6 protein-coding genes are annotated in these 19019 nt (G+C 39.9%); 1 reads left to right on the top strand and 5 read right to left on the bottom strand.

The features are described from left to right. The 3 genes from HMPREF2603_RS07405 to betB all read right to left on the bottom strand — a co-directional run. The coding region (locus HMPREF2603_RS07405) for a G5 domain-containing protein (RefSeq protein WP_148130470.1) at positions 1 to 10661 on the bottom strand (10661 nt) is incomplete at its 3' end. Positions 10662 to 10998: 337 nt separating this feature from the next. After that, entirely contained in the window at positions 10999 to 12687 is a 1689-nt protein-coding gene (gene betA, locus HMPREF2603_RS07410; protein ID WP_002480010.1) for a choline dehydrogenase, read from the bottom strand. Between the two features lie 119 nt (positions 12688 to 12806). Then, positions 12807 to 14297 (bottom strand): betaine-aldehyde dehydrogenase, encoded by a 1491-nt coding sequence (gene betB / locus HMPREF2603_RS07415; RefSeq protein WP_060804486.1) that lies wholly within the window; start codon positions 14295 to 14297, stop codon positions 12807 to 12809. A gap of 224 nt (positions 14298 to 14521) precedes the next feature. Here betB and cudC point away from each other — a divergent pair, with 224 nt between their 5' ends. Further along, positions 14522 to 15076 (top strand): choline uptake/conversion transcriptional regulator CudC, encoded by a 555-nt coding sequence (gene cudC / locus HMPREF2603_RS07420; RefSeq protein ID WP_002480012.1) that lies wholly within the window; start codon positions 14522 to 14524, stop codon positions 15074 to 15076. Between the two features lie 126 nt (positions 15077 to 15202). Here the strand turns inward: cudC and HMPREF2603_RS07425 are convergent, their stop codons facing one another. Beyond that, positions 15203 to 16819 carry a BCCT family transporter gene (locus tag HMPREF2603_RS07425; RefSeq protein WP_060804507.1) on the bottom strand — a complete coding sequence of 539 codons (1617 nt, stop codon included), beginning with the start codon at positions 16817 to 16819 and terminating at the stop codon, positions 15203 to 15205. Between the two features lie 516 nt (positions 16820 to 17335). Continuing rightward, positions 17336 to 18979, bottom strand: coding sequence for an alpha-keto acid decarboxylase family protein (locus HMPREF2603_RS07430; RefSeq protein WP_060804488.1), 1644 nt, complete (start codon positions 18977 to 18979; stop codon positions 17336 to 17338). Positions 18980 to 19019 lie beyond the last annotated feature (40 nt).

The raw sequence follows: 19019 nt of genomic DNA on the forward strand, positions 1-19019 counted from the left end.
GTCGTATCCACATTGTCTACACCAATCACTTCATCAACAGCTGGTGTTGTTGTTTCAGTGACAGGCTCTTGACCTGGTGCTTTCGTTGTTGTCGATTCACCTGGCTCACCTGGTGTGATGACTGTTTGATCACCTGTGCCTGGGTCTGCATCTGGATTTGCGACATAGTTTGTCTTAGGCTCAATCACATCTGTTGTCGTAACAGTTGTGCCGACACCTACTTCAATTATGCGTGTTTGTGCACCAGATAGAATTGTTGTTTCTGACGTTGAATTTTCTAACGCACCTGTTTGACCATTCACTTGGTAAGTTGTTGTTGTTTGTGATGTGCCAACGCTACCTGCTTGAATTTCATTTTGTGTACCTACAGGTAAATCTGGATTTTCTCTATATACTGTGTCGTAAGGAATATCCGTATTTACAACTTGTACTGTACCTTTTTCAATCACTTCAGTTGTTGAAGGGATTGTCGTTGTTGTAGTTGCTGGACTTTCAAGTGCACCTGTTTCTGGGTTCACAGTATACGTTGTCGTTGTTGTCTCAGTACCATTTTGACCTGGTGTTTGAACATTTGTATACGTTGTCGGTTCACTAACACCTACATATTGTGTGTTATAAGGAACTGGGCTTGTTTCTGTTGTCACGTTGCCCACTTTTACCACAGTATCCGTCGGCAGATTATTCGGATCATTCGGATCTCCTGGTTGACCTGGTACTGTACTTGTTTGACCAGCTGGTAATGTCGGGTCTGCTTGATATGTTGTACCGCCAGCAACTGGTCCGTATTCTACAATTTGATTTATTGGATCAATTGTTGTTGTTTGTGTGTTCGGATTAATCAATGCACCTGTGTTTGTATCAACTTCATAAGTTGTTGTAGAAATAGTTGAACCATTTTGTCCTGTTTGTGCTACATAATCCGTTGTGCCGACTGGCAGATTCGGATTATAACGGATAATTGTTTCATATGGTACATCCGTTTCTGTTTGTGTCACATTATTTACACCAATGACTTCATTCACAGGTTGCGTTGTTGTTTCAGTAACAGGCTCTTGTCCTGGTGCTTTCGTTGTTGTCGATTCACCTGGCACACCTTCTGTGATCACTGTTTGTTCTCCGATTGGCTGCGCTGTATCAGGGTTTGCGGTGTAACTTGTTGTTGGTGCGATTGGTGTCGTAGTTTGTGTCGTTACACCTGTACCAACTTCCACAATACGGTTTTGTACTTCTTTTGTTGTTACTGTATTTGAAGTTGGATTTTCTAACGCACCTGTTTGCGCATTTACTGTATAAGTTGTTGTTGTTTGAGTTTGTCCTGTAATACCTGCTTGAATTTCATTTTGTGTACCTGCAGGCAAGTCTGGATTTTCTCTATAAATTGTTTCGTAATTCACATCGTTAGTTTCAACTTGCATTGTACCAATTTCCACAACTTGTGCAGTAGCTGGTGTTGATGTTGTTGAAACTTGAGGGTTCGTCAACGCTCCAGTTTCCGGATTCACATCATACGTTGTTGTCGTTGTTTCTGTACCGTTTTGACCTGTCGTTGCAACATTTTCATAACCCACAGGCTGGTTCACACCGACATATTGCGTTTCAAACGGAACATCTGTTGTGCTTGTATCTACGTTATCAACACCTACAACTTGGTCTACAGCCGTAACTGTCTCAGTGACAGGTGTTTGACCTGGTTCAGTCGTTGTCGTTGTTGAACCTGCTTGACCTGGCGTAAGAACAGTCGTACCGCCCACACCTGCATCACTATCTGAATCCGCAACATAGATTGTTTTCGGTGGCAGCTCTGTCACTTCAGTTGTTGTGACACCTGTACCACGTTCGATAATACGATCTTGTTTTTCAACTTGTGTTGTTGTCACAGACACTGGATTTTCAAGTGCGCCTGTTGTCTGATTTACAGTATATGTTGTTGTGATTTCTTCTTGTCCCACAATACCTGCTTGGACTTCGTTTTCAGTTCCTACTGGCAAGTTCGGATTATCGACATACGTTGTATTAAATGGAATATCGTTTGTTGTCACTTGTTTTGTACCGATTTCAATCACTTGTGCCACTGGTTGTTCTGTCGTCGTTGTTGTTTCTGGAGAAATCAATGCACCTGTATTCGGGTCGACTTGATACGTTGTTGTTGTCGTTGTTGTACCATTTTGACCTGATGTCGCCACATTTTCATAGCCGATAGGTTGATCTACTGCTACATATTGCGTATCGAATGGAATCGTATCTGTTGTTGTGTCTACATTATCAACACCAATCACTTCGTTGACAGGCGGTGTTGTTGTTTCAGTAACTGGATCTTGTCCTGGTGCTTTCGTTGTTGTTGATTCACCTGGTACACCTTCTGTAATCACTGTCGTGTTACCAACACCTGCATCTGGGTTCGGTGCTGCTTCATACGTTGTCGTCGGCGGAATCACTGTCGTGTCTGTTACTGTCACGCCAGTGCCGACTTCTACAATACGATCTTGTTTTTCAGTCAGCGTTACTGTATTCGCAACTGGATTGTATAACTCTCCAGTTTCTGGATTCACGCTATAAGTTGTTGTCGTTTGTGTCTGCCCAATGACACCTGCTTGAAGTTCATTTTGTGTGCCTTCCGCAAGGTCTGGGTTCTCTCTATAAATCGTTGTATAAGGTACTTCAGCTGTAGTGACTTGTTGCGTACCGATTTCCACAACTTCTGTCACAGGTTCTGTTGTTTGATTAACTGATGTCGGATTGCTTAACACACCTGTATTTGGATCCACCTGATACGTTGTTGTAGTAGTCGTTGAACCATCGACACCTGTTGTTGCGACATTTTTATAATCTGTCGGTTGATCTACTGCCACGTATGTCACATCATGCGGTAAGATTGTTGTCGCAGTATCGACATTACCTACTTTAACAACCGTATCTGTCGGTAAGTTATTTGGATCGTTTGGATCCCCTGGTACACCTTCAGTAGTCGTTTGTTGGCCTACTGGTAAGCTTGGGTCCGGTTGATAAATTACTTCTCCTGCCACTGGACCATATTCAATAATACGATCTACTGGCGCAGTTTCTGTTGTATTAATCGCAGGATTTAATAATGCGCCTGTATCTGGGTCAACTTCATACGTTGTCGTTGTTGTTTTAAGACCCGTTTGCCCTTCTTGTGCCACTGAATTCGTTGTACCCACTGGTAAATTCGGATTATAACGTTCAATCGTGTTATACGGAATATCTTGTTGTGTCACATCCACATTATCTACGCCAATGACTTCCGTCACAGGTTCTGTTGTCGTTGTCGTAACTGCCTCTTGCCCAGGTTCTTTAACTGTCGTTGATACACCAGATTGACCTTGTGTAATAATCGTTTGTTCGCCGACACCTGGATCATTATCAGGATTTGCTTGATAAGTTGTTTCAGGTGGGATTGGTGTTGTCGTAGACGTTGTTACGCCTGTACCCACTTCAATAATGCGATCTTGCTTTTCAACTAATGTCGTTGTGTTTTCAACTGGACTTTCTAGTGCACCTGTTTGTGTGTTCACTGTGTAAGTCGTTGTTGTTTGTGTTTGACCTGTAATACCTGTTTGAACTTCATTTTGTGTACCTTGTGGTAAATCAGGATTTTCTCTGTAAATCGTTTCATATGGGACATCCGCTGTTGTTGTTTGAACTGTTCCTTTTTCAACCACTTGTGTCACTGGCGCAATCGTTTGAACTGCAGTCACAGGGTTTGATAGTGAACCTGTGTTTGGATCCACTTGATACGTTGTTGTGGTAATCGTTGTACCGTCTTGACCTTGTGTTTGAACATTTGTGTAATCTGTCGACTGACTCACACCTACATATGTTGTTTCATATGGTTGTGTCGTCACATCCGTTTGCACATTACCCACTTTGACAACTGTATCTGTCGGTAAGTTATTCGGATCATTTGGATCTCCAGGTGTACCTTCAATAGTATTAGTTTGATTATAAGGTACATTACTGTCAGGTTGATACACGACATTGCCTGCGACAGGACCATATTCCACAATCTGACTCACTGGTTCTGTTGTGTTTGTTTCTACTTGCGGATTTAATAATTGGCCTGTTGTCGGGTCTACTTCATACGTAGTTGTCGTTGTTGTAACGCCATCTTGACCTTGTTGAACGACTACATTTGTACTGCCTGTCGGCAAGTTCGGATTATAACGTGTAATCGTATCATAAGCTGTCGTGCTCGTTGTAGTATCCACGTTATCCACGCCAATCACTTCATTTACCGGTTCTGTAGTTGTTGTAGTGACCGCTTCTTTACCTGGCTCTTTTACCGTTGTCGCAACACCTTCTTGACCAGGCACTAAGATAACTTGGTCTCCTGTGCCAGGGTCTGCATCAGGGTTCGCTTGGTAAGTTGTTGTCGGTAAAATCGGTAACGTTGTAGATGTCGTTACACCTGTACCTACTTCAATGATTTGGTCTTGTTTGTAAACCGTAGTTATTGTGTCAGATGTCGGACTTTCTAACGCACCTGTTTCTGGATTTACCATATACGTTGTCGTTGTTTGTGTTTGACCAACCACGCCTTGTTGTACCACATTTTGTGTGCCTTGTGGTAAATCTGGGTTTTCTCTATAAATCGTTTCATATGGGACATCCGCTGTTGTCGTTTGAACCGTTCCTTTTTCAACCACTTGTGTAACTGGTCCAATCGTTTGAACAGAAGTGACCGGATTTGATAACGCACCTGTATCTGGGTCCACTGTATACGTCGTTGTCGTAGCTGTTGAACCTTCTTGTCCTTCTGTTCTGACATTTGTATAATCTGTCGGTTGACTCACACCTACATATTGCGTGTCATAAGGTAATGTTGCGAGTTCATGTGTTGTATTACCTACTTTAATCACTGTGTTTGTAGGCAGATTATTCGGGTCATTCGGATCGCCAGGCGTACCTTCAACCGTCGTTGTTTCATTATATGGCAGGTTTGGGTCTGCTTGATAAATCGTTTCTCCGGCAACCGGACCATATTCGATAATTTGTGTCACAGGTTGTGTTGTCTCTGTTGACACTTGTGGATTAGACAGTTGTCCTGTCGTTGTATCTACGTCATACGTTGTCGTTGTCGTAATCACACCATCTTGACCTGGTTGTGCCACTACATCTGTACTGCCTACTGGCAAGTTCGGGTTATAACGTGTTTCTGTTTGATACGGAATTGTTTCTGTTGTTGTATCTACGTTATCCACACCAATGACTTCATTCACAGGTTGTGTCGTAATTTCAGTGACTGGCTCTTGACCAGGTTCTTTCGTAGTTGTCGTTTCACCTGCTTGTCCAGGTGTTATTACTGTGTAATCACCTGTGCCCGCATCTGGATTAGGGTTTGCTTCGTAAACCGTTGTCGACGCTATCGGATCTGTAGTCACAACAGTTGTACCTGTACCGACTTCAATAATACGGTCTTGTTTTTGAACTGTTGTCGCATCTGTTGATGATGGATTTTCTAATGCGCCTGTTTCAGGATTCACTGTATACGTTGTTGTCGTTGTTATTTCCCCAACCACACCTGGTTGGATTTCATTTTGAACGCCTACAGGTAAATTCGCATTTTCTTGATAAATCGTTTCATATTGTACTGGTGTTGTCGCAACTTGGACTGTTCCTTTTTCAACCACTTCTGTCACAAGTTGTGTCGTTTGTGTTGAAATAGATGGATTAATCAATGTACCCGTTTTTGGATCGACTTCATAAGTTGTTGTCGTTGTCGTCACACCATTTTGACCCGCTGTTTGTACATTTGTATAATCTGTCGGTTGATTAACACCTACATATTGCGTGTCATAAGGTAATGTTTCATTTGTTGTATTGACGTTACCGACATACACAATAGTATCCGTCGGTAAGTTATTCGGATCATTTGGATCTCCAGGTGTACCTGGTACTGTATTTGTTTGGTTGTATGGCAAGTTCGGGTCGACTTGATAAACCGTATTACCTTCAACTGGTCCGTATTCTACGATACGCGGTGTTGATGGAGACACTTCTTCCGTTGTCACCGGATTAGATAACGCACCTGTTGCCGGGTCAACTTCATATGTCTTGATTGTCGTTGCGGTACCCTCTTGTCCTTCTTGAACGACCACATTTTGTGAACCAACAGGTAATGTTGGGTTATAACGGTTGATTGTTTCATATGGAATCGGTGCTGTCGCTGAATCAACATTATCTACACCGATGACTTCATTAACCGCTGGTGTGGTTGTCGTTGTAACCGCTTCTTGACCTGGTTCTTTCACTGTTGTTGACACACCATCTTGACCTTCAACAATCACAATTTGGTCACCTGTACCTGAATCTTTGTCAGGGTTCGCTTGGTAAACCGTTGTCGCTGGAATTGGTGTAGTTGTGACAGACGTCGTACCTGTACCCACTTCAATAATACGGTCTTGTGCTTGTACTAAAGTATCTGTATTTGAAACGGGACTTTCTAATTCACCTGTTGTGCTGTTGATTGTATAAGTTGTTGTTGTTTGTGTTTGACCTACCACACCTTCTTGCAACACATTTTCTGTGCCTTGTGGTAAATCTGGGTTTTCTCTATAAGTCGTTTCATATGGTACTTCTGCTGTTGTGACTTGGACTGTCCCTTTTTCAATTACGCGATTTTCTGCAGGCACTGTTTCTGTATTAGTTTGCGGATTAATCAATTCACCTGTTTGAGGATTGACCTCATATGTTGTTGTCGTTGTTGTTGAACCATCACTGCCTTCAGCCACTACATTTCTATACGTCGTCGGTTCATTCACACCAATGTATTCCGTACTATGAATAATTGGTGTTGTTGATGTGCTGACATTACCAACATAAACAATTGTGTCCGTCGGCAAGTTGTTTGGATCGTTCGGGTCCCCTGGCGTGCCTGGCACTGTATTTGTTTGGTTGTATGGTAAGTTCGGGTCGACTTGATACACTGTATCGCCTGCGACTGGTCCATATTCATAGACTTGGTCAACTGGATTGATTGTATTTGTCACAGTTTGCGGGTTAGATAATGCACCTGTTGTCGCATCTACATCATACGTTGTTGTAGTCGTTGTTGAACCATTTTGTCCCTCTTGAACTAACGTATTCGTTGTTCCTACTGCTAAATCCGGGTTATAACGATACACCGTATTATATTGAATCGGTGTCACGTTAGTATCAACATTATCCACACTGATGACTTCATCAACAGCTGGTGTTGTCGTTGTTGTAACTGCTTCTTGACCAGGTTCTTTTACTGTTGTTGCGACACCATCTTGACCTTGCGTCACAACTGTTTGGTCTCCAACTCCTGAATCAGGGTTTGGATCTGCAACATATGTCGTACCTGATGGAATCGGTGAAGTTGTTGATGTTGTCACACCTGATCCTACTTCAATAATTTGATCTTGCTTTTGTGTTAATGTCGTTGTTGATTTTGTCGGATTTTCTAATGCACCTGTTGTCTGGTTCACTGTATAAGTCGTTGTCGTTTGTGTTTGACCCGTTACCCCTTGTTGTATAACGTTTTGTGTACCTTGAGGTAAGTTTGGATTTTCTCTATAAATCGTTTCATATGGTACATCTGCTGTTGTTGTTTGAACTGTCCCTTTTTCAATGACTTGTGTCACAGGTTGAACTGTCGATGTAGTAGTCACTGGATTAGATAATTGACCTGTCGCTGTGTCAACCGTATAAGTCGTTGTCGTTGTTGTTGATCCTGCTTGGCCTTGTGTACGCACGTTTGTATAATCTGTTGGTTGGTTTACACCGACATATTGTGTGTTGTAAGGAATAGTTGTTGTCGTCGCTTGTACATTATTCACACCTATAACTTCGTTTGTTGGCTGTTGTGTCACGTTCACAATAGTATCTTTACCTGGTTCTGTTGTTACAGTTTGTGAACCTGGTACACCTTCTACCACAATCGTTTCAGTACCAAGCGGTTTTGTCGGGTCTGAAACAGCTTGATAACTTGTACTTGGCTCAATTGTTTCTACGGTTGTTTGCGCCGGCACAGCTTCAGGGTTGACTGAGTTATTACTGATTAACACAATTCTTTGAATCGTATTTAAGTTTAAAGTACTTAAGTCTTTACTGCTTGTACCTGAAGGTGTTGAGCTGGCACTTGTAGATTCTGTTGTATTATAAGTTGGTGTACCTGTAGAGAAACCTTTTTGTGCTGCTTGTAAATCTACGACGTCAGACCAAACTGTATCCGCATCTGCACTTTGATTCGGATCACTAAAGTGTGTCGCATTCCAAGTTTTAACAATATAAGAGCCATTCCACTTCATATAACCTGGAGAGCCAGGATCCATATAAATCAAGTTCGGCTTACTGCCATTTGTACTTTGACCACTTGTGACAATACTATTCTTTTGGAAGTTGATATAGTTCGCATTATCAAAGATAAATTGGCGGTTTTGACTTGTACCGCCTAAAGGAATCGATAAAACTTCCGCGTAATAGTCACGGTTATCTGTACGCAAGTCTAATGTCGCATTATCTTTCACCCATAATAATGCACTTTGTGTACCTGTCGCATTAATGTTGACTAAGTCATTATAAGCGCCGACTTGTGTCTTAGTATCTGGGTTCCATTGATGGTTTTTTGCATCTAAGAATAATGTCGCGTACTCATCAATTAAAATTTGAGAGTTACCATCTAATCCTATCAGGTTGTTGTTTGAGTAATCACCCGCACGATGTCCATCGGAATATGCGATGAATTTAGAGTATTGGCCAACTTCGAAAGTACTGCCAGTCCCCATATCTACAATGTTACCGTTACCTTTTTGACTGATATTGATTGTAGAATTCGCACCTGTGTAAAGCGTGCCATCATTCGCAAAGTCAAAAATATTTTGACCTGTAATATTTAATGTCGAACCATCACCGATTAACACAGAGCCACCATTACCGACTTGGAATGCAGTTGTTCCGTTCGTTGTGCCCCATGGGTTGGTTGGCGAAACGTTCATTGTAATATTTGAATTCGTACCTGTTGTAATTACACCGTCATCAACCACTTGCAGTGCGTTACCTAAACCAGTACGTGTAATATTAACTGTCGCATCTGCCGCAATATTGATATTCTTCGCACCAATGTTTGAACGGTTTAAAGTACTGTCATTACTAATTGAACTGAAGTTGCCGCTAATATTAACATTCACGTTTTGGTTTGCGAGTGTACTGCTCACCAAGTTACTGCCAGTATGTTTGACGTTATTGAACGAGATAGTGTTGTTAGTCGTCGTACTTGCGCCGAAGTTTACTAAACCACCTGTATTGCCTGTTGTAATATTCATATTTTGATACGTCATATTCCAACTGCCTGATGTTGCTGGGGCATTAATAATATTCGTTCCCGTATTCAACGTATAACCGCCACCATCAATCGTCACAGAGCGTCCTGTTGAAGTTTGAAGGTTCGGTGAGCTTGTACCTGTGATATTGCCAGTCAATTGAATATTAGAGACTGTTTTGTCATTTAACGCCGCAATAAACTGATCCCACGTGCTGACTTGTGTCGCTGGTGCTGGTGCTGCATATGCTGAAAATGCCATCATACGAAACGTCGGTGAAATACTTGTTGAACTTGATGTCGTTGATGATTGTGTAGATGTTGTTAATGGTAATTCACCCACAGGATCACTGCCAGGTGCGCTCGATGTATTCAGTAAATAAGAAGTCAATAAAGCACCTGCGATTTCTTCATCTGTCGCAGTATTCGCATCTACTGCCATACCATCTACCACTTGTTGTGCTGCTTCAGGTGATAAATTTTCTTCAGTTGCTAAATAATCTGTTAAAGCACTTTCCTTATCTGTACTGCTATTCAATGTTTGTGACAAATCCTGAGACAATGTCGGTGTTGGTGATTCAATAGATGAAATTGTTGTGTCATTCGTTGAATTTGGTGTAGAAGTATCATTAGCTGTACTATTTGTAGTATTACTGTCAGTTGTTGATGGTGCATCTGACGTTCCTGTTGATGTATCTGGCTTTGATGTGTCATTTGATGGTGCCATTTGAGATTCTGATGATGTATCATTTGACGGTGTTTTTTGAGAGTCTGATGAAGTGTCGTTTGATGATGAAGGTGCGTCTGTTGAAGGTGTTGTCTTAGTATCAGGAGTACTTTGTGTTTGAGATGATTCATTGGATGATGGCTGTGAAGGTGTTGGTGTTTCTGAAGGTGTTGATGTTGAAGATTCTTGATTAGAAGGTGTTGAATCTTGTTCTGTAGTCGTATCTGGTGCTGGCGCAGGGTCAGTTGTTGGCGCAGACGTCTCACCAGATGGCGTGGATGTCGCAGGTGTTTCTGTTGTTTCAGTTGTATTTTGAGCCGGTTCTTGTGGTGGAGAGGTATCAACTTGTGGTGCTGTTTCTGTCGTATTCGTCGTTGTTTCTGGCGTATTTGTTTGTGTCTCTTGTGTCGGTGTAGTTTCTGTAGTTGACTCAGTTGTTGAAGTGTCGCCACTTCCCGTCGAGCTGCTTGAGCTGCTGCCTGATGAATCAGATGTGCTGTTTTCAGCTGCTCTGGCTTCATCGTTTACTCCTAAAATCAACATTGTTCCTAATAGAATCGAAGCTGTTCCTACGGTAAATTTACGTATAGAATACTTGTTCCGTCTATTCGGAAGAAAATCTAATTTTTTCATAGAAAAAATTCCTCCTCGTTTTCTCCAAACCTTTGTTTCGCTTGTTCAACATTTAGTTTCGTTTAAAAATTGCTAATTGAGTTAATTATACTGAAATTTCAAGAAGTGTCTATAACTATTTTAGTAAATTTCAAAAGTTTCACACTTTTTTATTTTGATAAATATTTTTAACATGAAATTTACTTTTGTACACTTCCTCGTTACGTTTCTCTTATCCCTATGTATCAAAACTTAAACATTTATAATTTTGCATCATCGTATGGCAATAAACAGACTTTCTAAAAGTATATAAAAAAAGGAGTCCTCCACTATTTGAAGACTCCTTTTAAAACGTTAATTATTGAACTGTTCCTGCATTTTTATCATGTTTACCATGTACATAATAATCCATATATTCTGGTTTCATTGGATCATTGCCTAAAATAATATCTGCAGCTTTTTCCGCAATCATTAAGACAGGCGCATGAATATTACCGTTTGTTGTTGTAGGCATGACTGATGCATCAACAACACGTAAGTTTTCCATGCCATGTACTTTCATTGTTAATGGGTCTACAACGGCCATTGGGTCTGAAGCAGGTCCCATTTTCGCACTACATGAAGGGTGTAATGCTGTTTCAGCGTCGCGGCGTACCCAATCTAAAATTTCTTCATCTGTTTGAACTTCTGGTCCTGGAGAAATTTCTCCATCGTTATAAGGTGCAAGTGCAGGTTGAGATAAGATATTACGTGCAACACGAATAGCTTCTACCCATTCACGTTTATCTTCTTCTGTTGAAAGATAGTTGAACACAAAGTCAGGATGTTCAAATGGGTCTGTTGATTTAATCTTCAAGCTGCCGCGAGAGTTAGAATACATTGGTCCAACGTGTACTTGGAAACCATGTTTTGTTTCTGCTTTCTCGCCATCATAACGTACCGCTAACGGTAAGAAGTGGAACATCAAGTTTGGATACTTCACATCATCGTTTGAACGTACGAATCCGCCACCTTCAAAGTGGTTCGTTGCGGCTGGTCCTGTACGGCTGAAGATCCATTGTAAACCGATAAATGGCATTTTTAATGGATTTAAACTTGGTTGTTCTGACACAGGTTGAGATGCTGCGTGTTGAATGTACACTTCTAAGTGGTCTTCGAAGTTTTCACCGACACCAGGTAAGTGAATACGTGGTTCAATACCTAATGATTTCAAGTGTTCAGAATCACCGATACCTGATAATTGAAGTAATTGCGGTGTATTGAAGGCACCACCTGATAAGATGACTTCTTTTGCGGTAACCGTGTGTAATTTACCATTACGTTTAAATGTCACGCCTGTAACCTTATTACCTTCAAAGTTTAATTTCGTCACAAACGCACGTGTTTTAACATGTAAATTTTTACGTTTCATTACTGGATGTAAGTAAGCACGTGAAGCTGATACACGACGACCATTATGAACTTGGCTGTCGAAAGGTCCGAAACCTTCTTGACGGAAACCGTTCACATCAGGTGTTTTATTGTAGCCTGCTTGCACACCTGCATCAAAGAACGCTTGGAATAATGGGTTTTTCGCTGGTCCACGTTTTAATTTAATCGGACCATGATGACCACGATATTCGTCATCTTGTTCTGCACCGAATGTTGTTTCTAAACGTTTGAAGTATGGTAAGCAATGTGCGTAATCCCAAGTTTCCATACCTTTTGGTGAACCCCATTTTTCATAGTCCATCGGGTTACCACGTTGGTAAATCATACCGTTGATTGAACTTGAACCGCCTAATACTTTACCGCGTGCGTGTGCAACTTGGCGACCGCCCATATGTGGTTCGTTGTTTGTCGCATAAATCCAGTCGTAGAAACGATTTCCTGATGGATACATTAATGCTGCTGGCATTTGAATAAATAAATCCCAGAAATAGTCGCTGCGTCCTGCTTCTAATACTAATACCTCATTGTTCTTGTCTACACTTAAACGATTACCTAAAACTGAACCGGCACTGCCCCCGCCGATAATAATATAATCATAATCATAAGATTTACTCATTTATGTCTTCCTCCTATAGAAAATGGTTATGCTCGATTTATCTTAATTTGTCCAAAAAGAGAGCGAGAACAGAGAGGCGAAAATTATTTCACCTGTATTCTCGCTTTATTTAAAATGCATTAGCCTTTAAACCAATTCACTTGTTCTGGATGATAGTTCGTTAAAATGTGTTTAGAAACTAAGTACTCTTCTAAACCTTCTTTACCTAATTCACGACCGATACCTGATTGTTTATAGCCGCCCCAAGGTGCTTGTGCGAAGTAAGGATGGAAATCATTAATCCATACTGTACCCATACGTAATCGGCTTGCGACACGTTGCGCTTTGCCGATGTCTTTAGAGAACACTGCACCTGCTAAACCATAAATTGAATCGTTCGCTAAACGAATCGCATCCGCTTCATCTTCAAACCCTTCAACTGTCACAACAGGTCCGAATACTTCTTCTTGTACGATACGCATTGACGTATCACAATCTGTAATCACTGTCGGTTCAAAGAAGAAGCCATCTTTCAAGTCATCACGATCAGGACGTTTACCGCCTGTCGCAATCGTTGCGCCTTCTTCTTTCGCAACATCCATATAACCTTCAACTTTTGCTAAATGTTCCGCTGAGATTAATGGACCCACTTCAGTATCTTCATCAAACCCATTACCAAGACAAATATTTTTCACGCGTTTAATCAACGCTTCTTCGAACTTATCTTTAATTGAGTTTTGAACAATGATACGTGAACCTGCTGAACATACTTGACCTGCATGGAAATAGCCGCCGTTTAGCGCTTGATCAACTGCTAAATCAAAGTCAGTATCTTCAAAAATGACGTTAGGATTTTTACCGCCAAGTTCTAATGCGACATTTGTTACATGATTTGCTGCTTGTTTCATAATGTGTTTACCAGTTTGGATACCACCTGTAAATGACACTAAGTCTACTTCTGGTGAACCTGATAAAACATCACCTACAACTGAACCGGCACCTAATACTAAATTAATAACACCTTTAGGGAAACCGACTTCTTCCATCAATTCGAATACACGAATAGTTGTCAATGGTGTGATTTCACTAGGTTTCATCACTAATGAACAACCTGTAGCTAAGGCTGGCGCAATTTTCCATGATGCTTGTAGTAAAGGATAGTTCCAAGGTGTAATTTGTGTAACCACACCGACTGGTTCTTTCACAACTTTACTTTCTGTACCTGGAATTGGTGAATTAATCATTTCACCGCCGTCTTTATCAGCTAACCCCGCAAAATACATAAAGACGTTATGGATGTCATCCATATCTGCAAGTGATTCTTCGTACGTTTTACCAGTATCTAACGTTTCTAGTTTCGCAAGTTCTTCACGATTTTCTTTAATCTTGTCAGCAATTGCTCTGACTTTTTGTCCTTTGACTTCACTTGTTTCATTCGCATAGTCACCTTGATCAAAAGCACGTCTTGCTGCTTTTACTGCACGTTCTGCATCTTCAGCTGCTGCTTCTGATACTTCGAATATAACTTCTTGATTATAAGGATTGATTATTTCACGTGCGGCTTGGTTCGCACTGTCTATCCACTCACCATCAATGTATTGTTGGTGAGATAAACGCTTTACAAGTTCCATCATTTAGACCCCCGTTAACTTTGTTAAATTTTTATTTAACGAATTTTACAAAGTTTATGTTAGCATGAATAAAGAGAAAGTGTCAAACACACTTTTTATATAACACACTGCATAGCAAGTTAAAGATAATCCTGTACTTTGATATACTATTCATGATTCAACATTGGACGAATGCGGGAAATAACTCTAAAATGAATATAAATGTAGTGGACGGAGGTTTAAGTATGACAAGTTCAAATCAACATGAACAAGCCATCGAAGAAGCTAAAGATTTAGTGATTAACGCGATTGGCGAAACAATGGATTTGTACGGCATTAATCGTAGTGTCGGCAACCTTTACGGGACTATGGTATTTGAAGATAATATGACCTTGGATCAAATGCGCGAGAAGTTGCAGATGAGTAAGCCAAGTATGAGTACAGGTGTGAAACGTCTACAAGAGTATGACTTAGTAAAACAACAATTTACACGTGGCAGTCGTAAACAACATTTTGTTGCTGAAAAAGACTTCTTTGTATTCTTCAGACACTTCTTCGATGTGAAATTCAGTCGTGAAATAAACGTCAATATGGCTTCTCTTGATGAAGCAGAACAAATTATTCAACACGTTCTAGAATCAGATGATGTCGACGAAGCAACTTATGACTATGCACAACGCGTCAATGCACAACTCGAACATTCTCGTATCTATTACGAATGGCTTTCTCAAATTAATGAAGCCATCCGTACTGGCGAAATCTTTAAATATTTCCCAATTCCTGACCCGAAAGATGTATAATACACTTTCCATAACTTATCGATATAAAAATGGCACGCACTCCAGATTTGGAATGCGTGCCATTTTTTATTTCTACTTCATTTTCATTCATTTTTTATCTTTAAAAGTAATTCTACTTATAAATCGTTAAGATCTTTGTGCGTGTTGTTCCTCTTCACGTTCTTCCGCAATCTGATTAATCTTCAAGGAACGATGTTCTGCTTCTCTTAATCGTGCGGCACGTAATTGTAATTTAACGCGGTCTCTAGATAAGGTGATAATAAACGATATCATCATAAAGACGAAAATCACAATGAGCGGCACACTGGCTAGAATTGAAGCTGTCTTCAGAACATCCAGCGCACGTTGACCACCGACTAGCATTAATGAGAATGGTAATAAACATAACGCAAATGCCCAGAATAAACGGTTCGCGCGTAATGGTTCACCAATTACTTTCTTTTGAGATGCTGAAGCAAGAATATATGAACCTGAGTCGAACGTCGTTGCTAAGAATAAGAACGCTGAAATCAAGAATAGAACGACAATAATATTATGGAACGGTAGTTGGTGAATGACTTCAACAATGGCTGCTTCCGTACCATGTGCATTCAAGAATGATACAACATCGAATTGATGTGTAATTTGAAGATACACTGCATAGTTACCAAAGATACCAAAGAATAAGACACAACCTAATGTACCGTAAATAATCGTACCTAAGATGACTTCTTTTAACGTACGACCTTTAGAAATACGTGCGATAAAGAGTCCGATAAACGGCGCATAAACGATCCACCATGACCAATAGAAAATTGTCCATTGTTGTGGGAAGTTTGTTTCCTTACGTCCGTCAATACCGCCAAATGGTTCTAACCATGTAGCCATTTGGAAGAAATTCTTTAACATATTCCCAAAGCCTGTAACTGTTGTTTCCATGATGAATACAGTTGGACCTACAATAAAGACAAATCCTAATAGAATAAATGACAACCAAACGTTCACGTCACTTAAACGTTGAATCCCTTTTTTCAGTCCTGTATAAGAGCTGACTGCGAAAATAACCGTAATTGTAATTAAAATCGCTGAACGTAACACCATACTTTGTCCATCAATACCTGTTAAACGTTCAATACCAGCTGAAATCATTGGCACACCTAATCCAAGTGATGTAGCTGCACCGCCAAGTAAACCGAAGATAAATAAGATATCGACAATTTTACCTGGTAATTTTTCAGTTTGTCCTTTTAAAATCGGTCGACAAGCCTGACTGATTTTATAAACTGGTTTTTTCTTCACGAAAACTAAGTAACCGATCGGTAAAGCTGGTAAAACATAAATTGCCCAAGCAATTGGACCCCAGTGGAACATACCATACATTGTGGCATATTCTAAGGCAGCATCTGTCATACCTTTCTCGCCATGTGGCGGTACTTGGAAATAGAAGGCCCATTCAATAACGCCCCAGTATAAAATATCTGAACCGATACCGGCACAGAACAGCATCGCTGCCCAAGTAAAGTTACTGAATTCCGGTTTATCACTTGCTCTCCCCAGAGTTACGTTTCCGTATTTGCCAAATGCTATGTACAGTACGAAACCTAAAACAATTAAGCCCAGTGATAAATAAACTGCACCTAGCGAATTGGATACTGCTTCGTTAATGTCAGTGATTACTTTTTGACTCGCTTTAGGAAATGCCATCATCGGAATGACAGCAATTAATAAAATAGCGACAGTACCATAAAACGTTGTCCAGTCCATAATTTGGGACTTTTTAGCTTTGTTTTGCTTTTTAGCTTTTTGCAATGTTTTTGCACTCCCTATATTGATTAATTGTCGTTGAAAACATAAAAATCAAATTCTACTTCTCTTTTTATTTTTCCAACTCCCCATTTCTTATGTTACATAAAGACATTAACGAATTATTTATAATAATGCAAATTCATACAGAAGAATATGTTGGCAAAAATGAATAAATATATATTTCAGATTAGTAATTCAAGCGTCCTAATCGCTTATATCCCTATGTTAAGTTTAAATTTAACGAATTGAACGAACTTAACCACCCATTTTTATGCATTAATATACATTTTATATGAATAAATATTTTTTTAGAAAAACTGAAAACATCCTCTAGAATCGTCAATTTTTAGTGATTTAAAATTACATTTATCAAAAGTTCTCATAAAAAAATCCCCGACTTTAAACGTCAGGGATTTTAAATGAAAGTGCGAATCACTTCATTCATTTTTATGTGTATTATTTTTCAAATTATCTTTAGCTATTTTGTTTTGCGAAAGCTTTACCAATAGCTTCTAATTTATGCGGTGCGTCGTGCATTGCCATTTTCACTTCTACAAAGTGCATCATTTCTGGATAAGCTTTAATAGTTTCAAAGGCTTGTTTCAACTCTTCACTTGTTGAAACATCATGGATTTTCACATCATCTTTAGCACCGAAGACTGCTGGTAAGGCTTTGTAGTCCCACATAAAGATGTCGTTATATGGTTCATTTTCACCATGAATCTTACGCTCTACTGTATAGCCATCATTATTGATGACAAACAATACTGGTTTTAATTTCTCACGAATCATTGTTGAAATACTTTGAACTGTTAATTGAAGTGAACCGTCACCGATTAATAATAAGTTACGACGATTTGGATCAGCAATTTGTGTACCTAATGTTGCTGGTAATGTGTAACCAATTGAGCCCCATAAAGGTTGACCAATAAACTTATTCGCTTGATATAACGCTAAGTCATATGCACCAAAGAATGATGTTCCTTGTTCGGCTAGAATCACATCATCAGGTGCGATAAAGTCTTGCATCATCTTGAAGTACGTTTCTTGTGTTAGTGGTTCGTTCGTTAATTCATATTGATCCGCTTCTGGACGTTTATATTGTGGGTAATTTGCATCATTCACATAGTCCATCTCTAACAGACCTTCTAATAAATCTGGTAATGTCACATCTTGATCTTCTGTATCATTCATTTTGAAATTGTGTTGGTTCAACATCACGACATCATCAATATCAAATTCATATGAGAAACCTGCTGTGGCAGAGTCTGTTAATTTCGCACCAATATTTAAAATTGCATCACTGTTATCAACATAATTTCTAATATTTTCTTCTGCGATTGAGCCGTCATAAATGCCCATATAGTAAGGATTTTCTTCATTGAAGGCACCTTTACCTAATGACAATTGCGCAACTGGAATGTGTGTTTGATTTACAAATTGTTCTAGTTTGTCATGCAGTTTGAAGCTATTGATTTCATGTCCTGCAATAATTACAGGTTGAGACGCACTGTTTAATTTATTTTTAACCATCTCAATATAGTTTGAGACATCTTGTGCTTTAAATTCTGGTAATTGATAAGCATCTTTCACTTCAATTTCTGTCATTGCGACATCAATCGGTAAGTGTAAATGTACCGGTCTTTTCTCGGCTAATGCTTCATTGATCAGACGCGGAATTTCTTCTTGTGCATTTTCAGGTGTGATATAACCTTGTGCTGTTGTAATTTCTTTGAACATTTTGCGGTAGTTATCGAATTCACCTTCACCAAGTGAGTGGTGAACATATTTACCTGCTTGTTCTACACTGCGTGTCGGTGCGCCTGTAATTGCGACTACTGGAATACGTTCTGCATAAGAACCTGCGATACCATTGACCGCTGATAATTCACCTACACCAAATGTAGTCACCATTGCGCTTAAACCATTCATGCGTGCATAACCGTCTGCCGCATAACTTGCGTTTAATTCATTTGTATTACCAATCCATTCAATATCATCACGGCTGATAATATCGTCTAAGAAAGCTAAGTTGAAATCTCCAGGTACACCAAATACTTTATCTACGCCTGCAGTACTCAGGCAGTCCATTAAATACTCTCCAACACGTTTATTCATATTCATTCCACCTTTTTCTCTTTCTCTTATACAATTCTAG

It is taken from the genome of Staphylococcus sp. HMSC055C03 (assembly GCF_001809385.1).
Taxonomy (GTDB): Bacteria; Bacillota; Bacilli; order Staphylococcales; family Staphylococcaceae; genus Staphylococcus; species Staphylococcus simulans.

What these genes read in the sequence shown, in the direction of transcription:
- betA (WP_002480010.1), bottom strand. Translation starts at nt 12,687, where the DNA reads ATGAGTAAATCTTATGATTATGATTATATTATTATCGGCGGGGGCAGT.
- betB (WP_060804486.1), bottom strand. Translation starts at nt 14,297, where the DNA reads ATGGAACTTGTAAAGCGTTTATCTCACCAACAATACATTGATGGTGAG.
- cudC (WP_002480012.1), top strand. Translation starts at nt 14,522, where the DNA reads ATGACAAGTTCAAATCAACATGAACAAGCCATCGAAGAAGCTAAAGAT.
- HMPREF2603_RS07425 (WP_060804507.1), bottom strand. Translation starts at nt 16,819, where the DNA reads ATGGACTGGACAACGTTTTATGGTACTGTCGCTATTTTATTAATTGCT.
- HMPREF2603_RS07430 (WP_060804488.1), bottom strand. Translation starts at nt 18,979, where the DNA reads ATGAATAAACGTGTTGGAGAGTATTTAATGGACTGCCTGAGTACTGCA.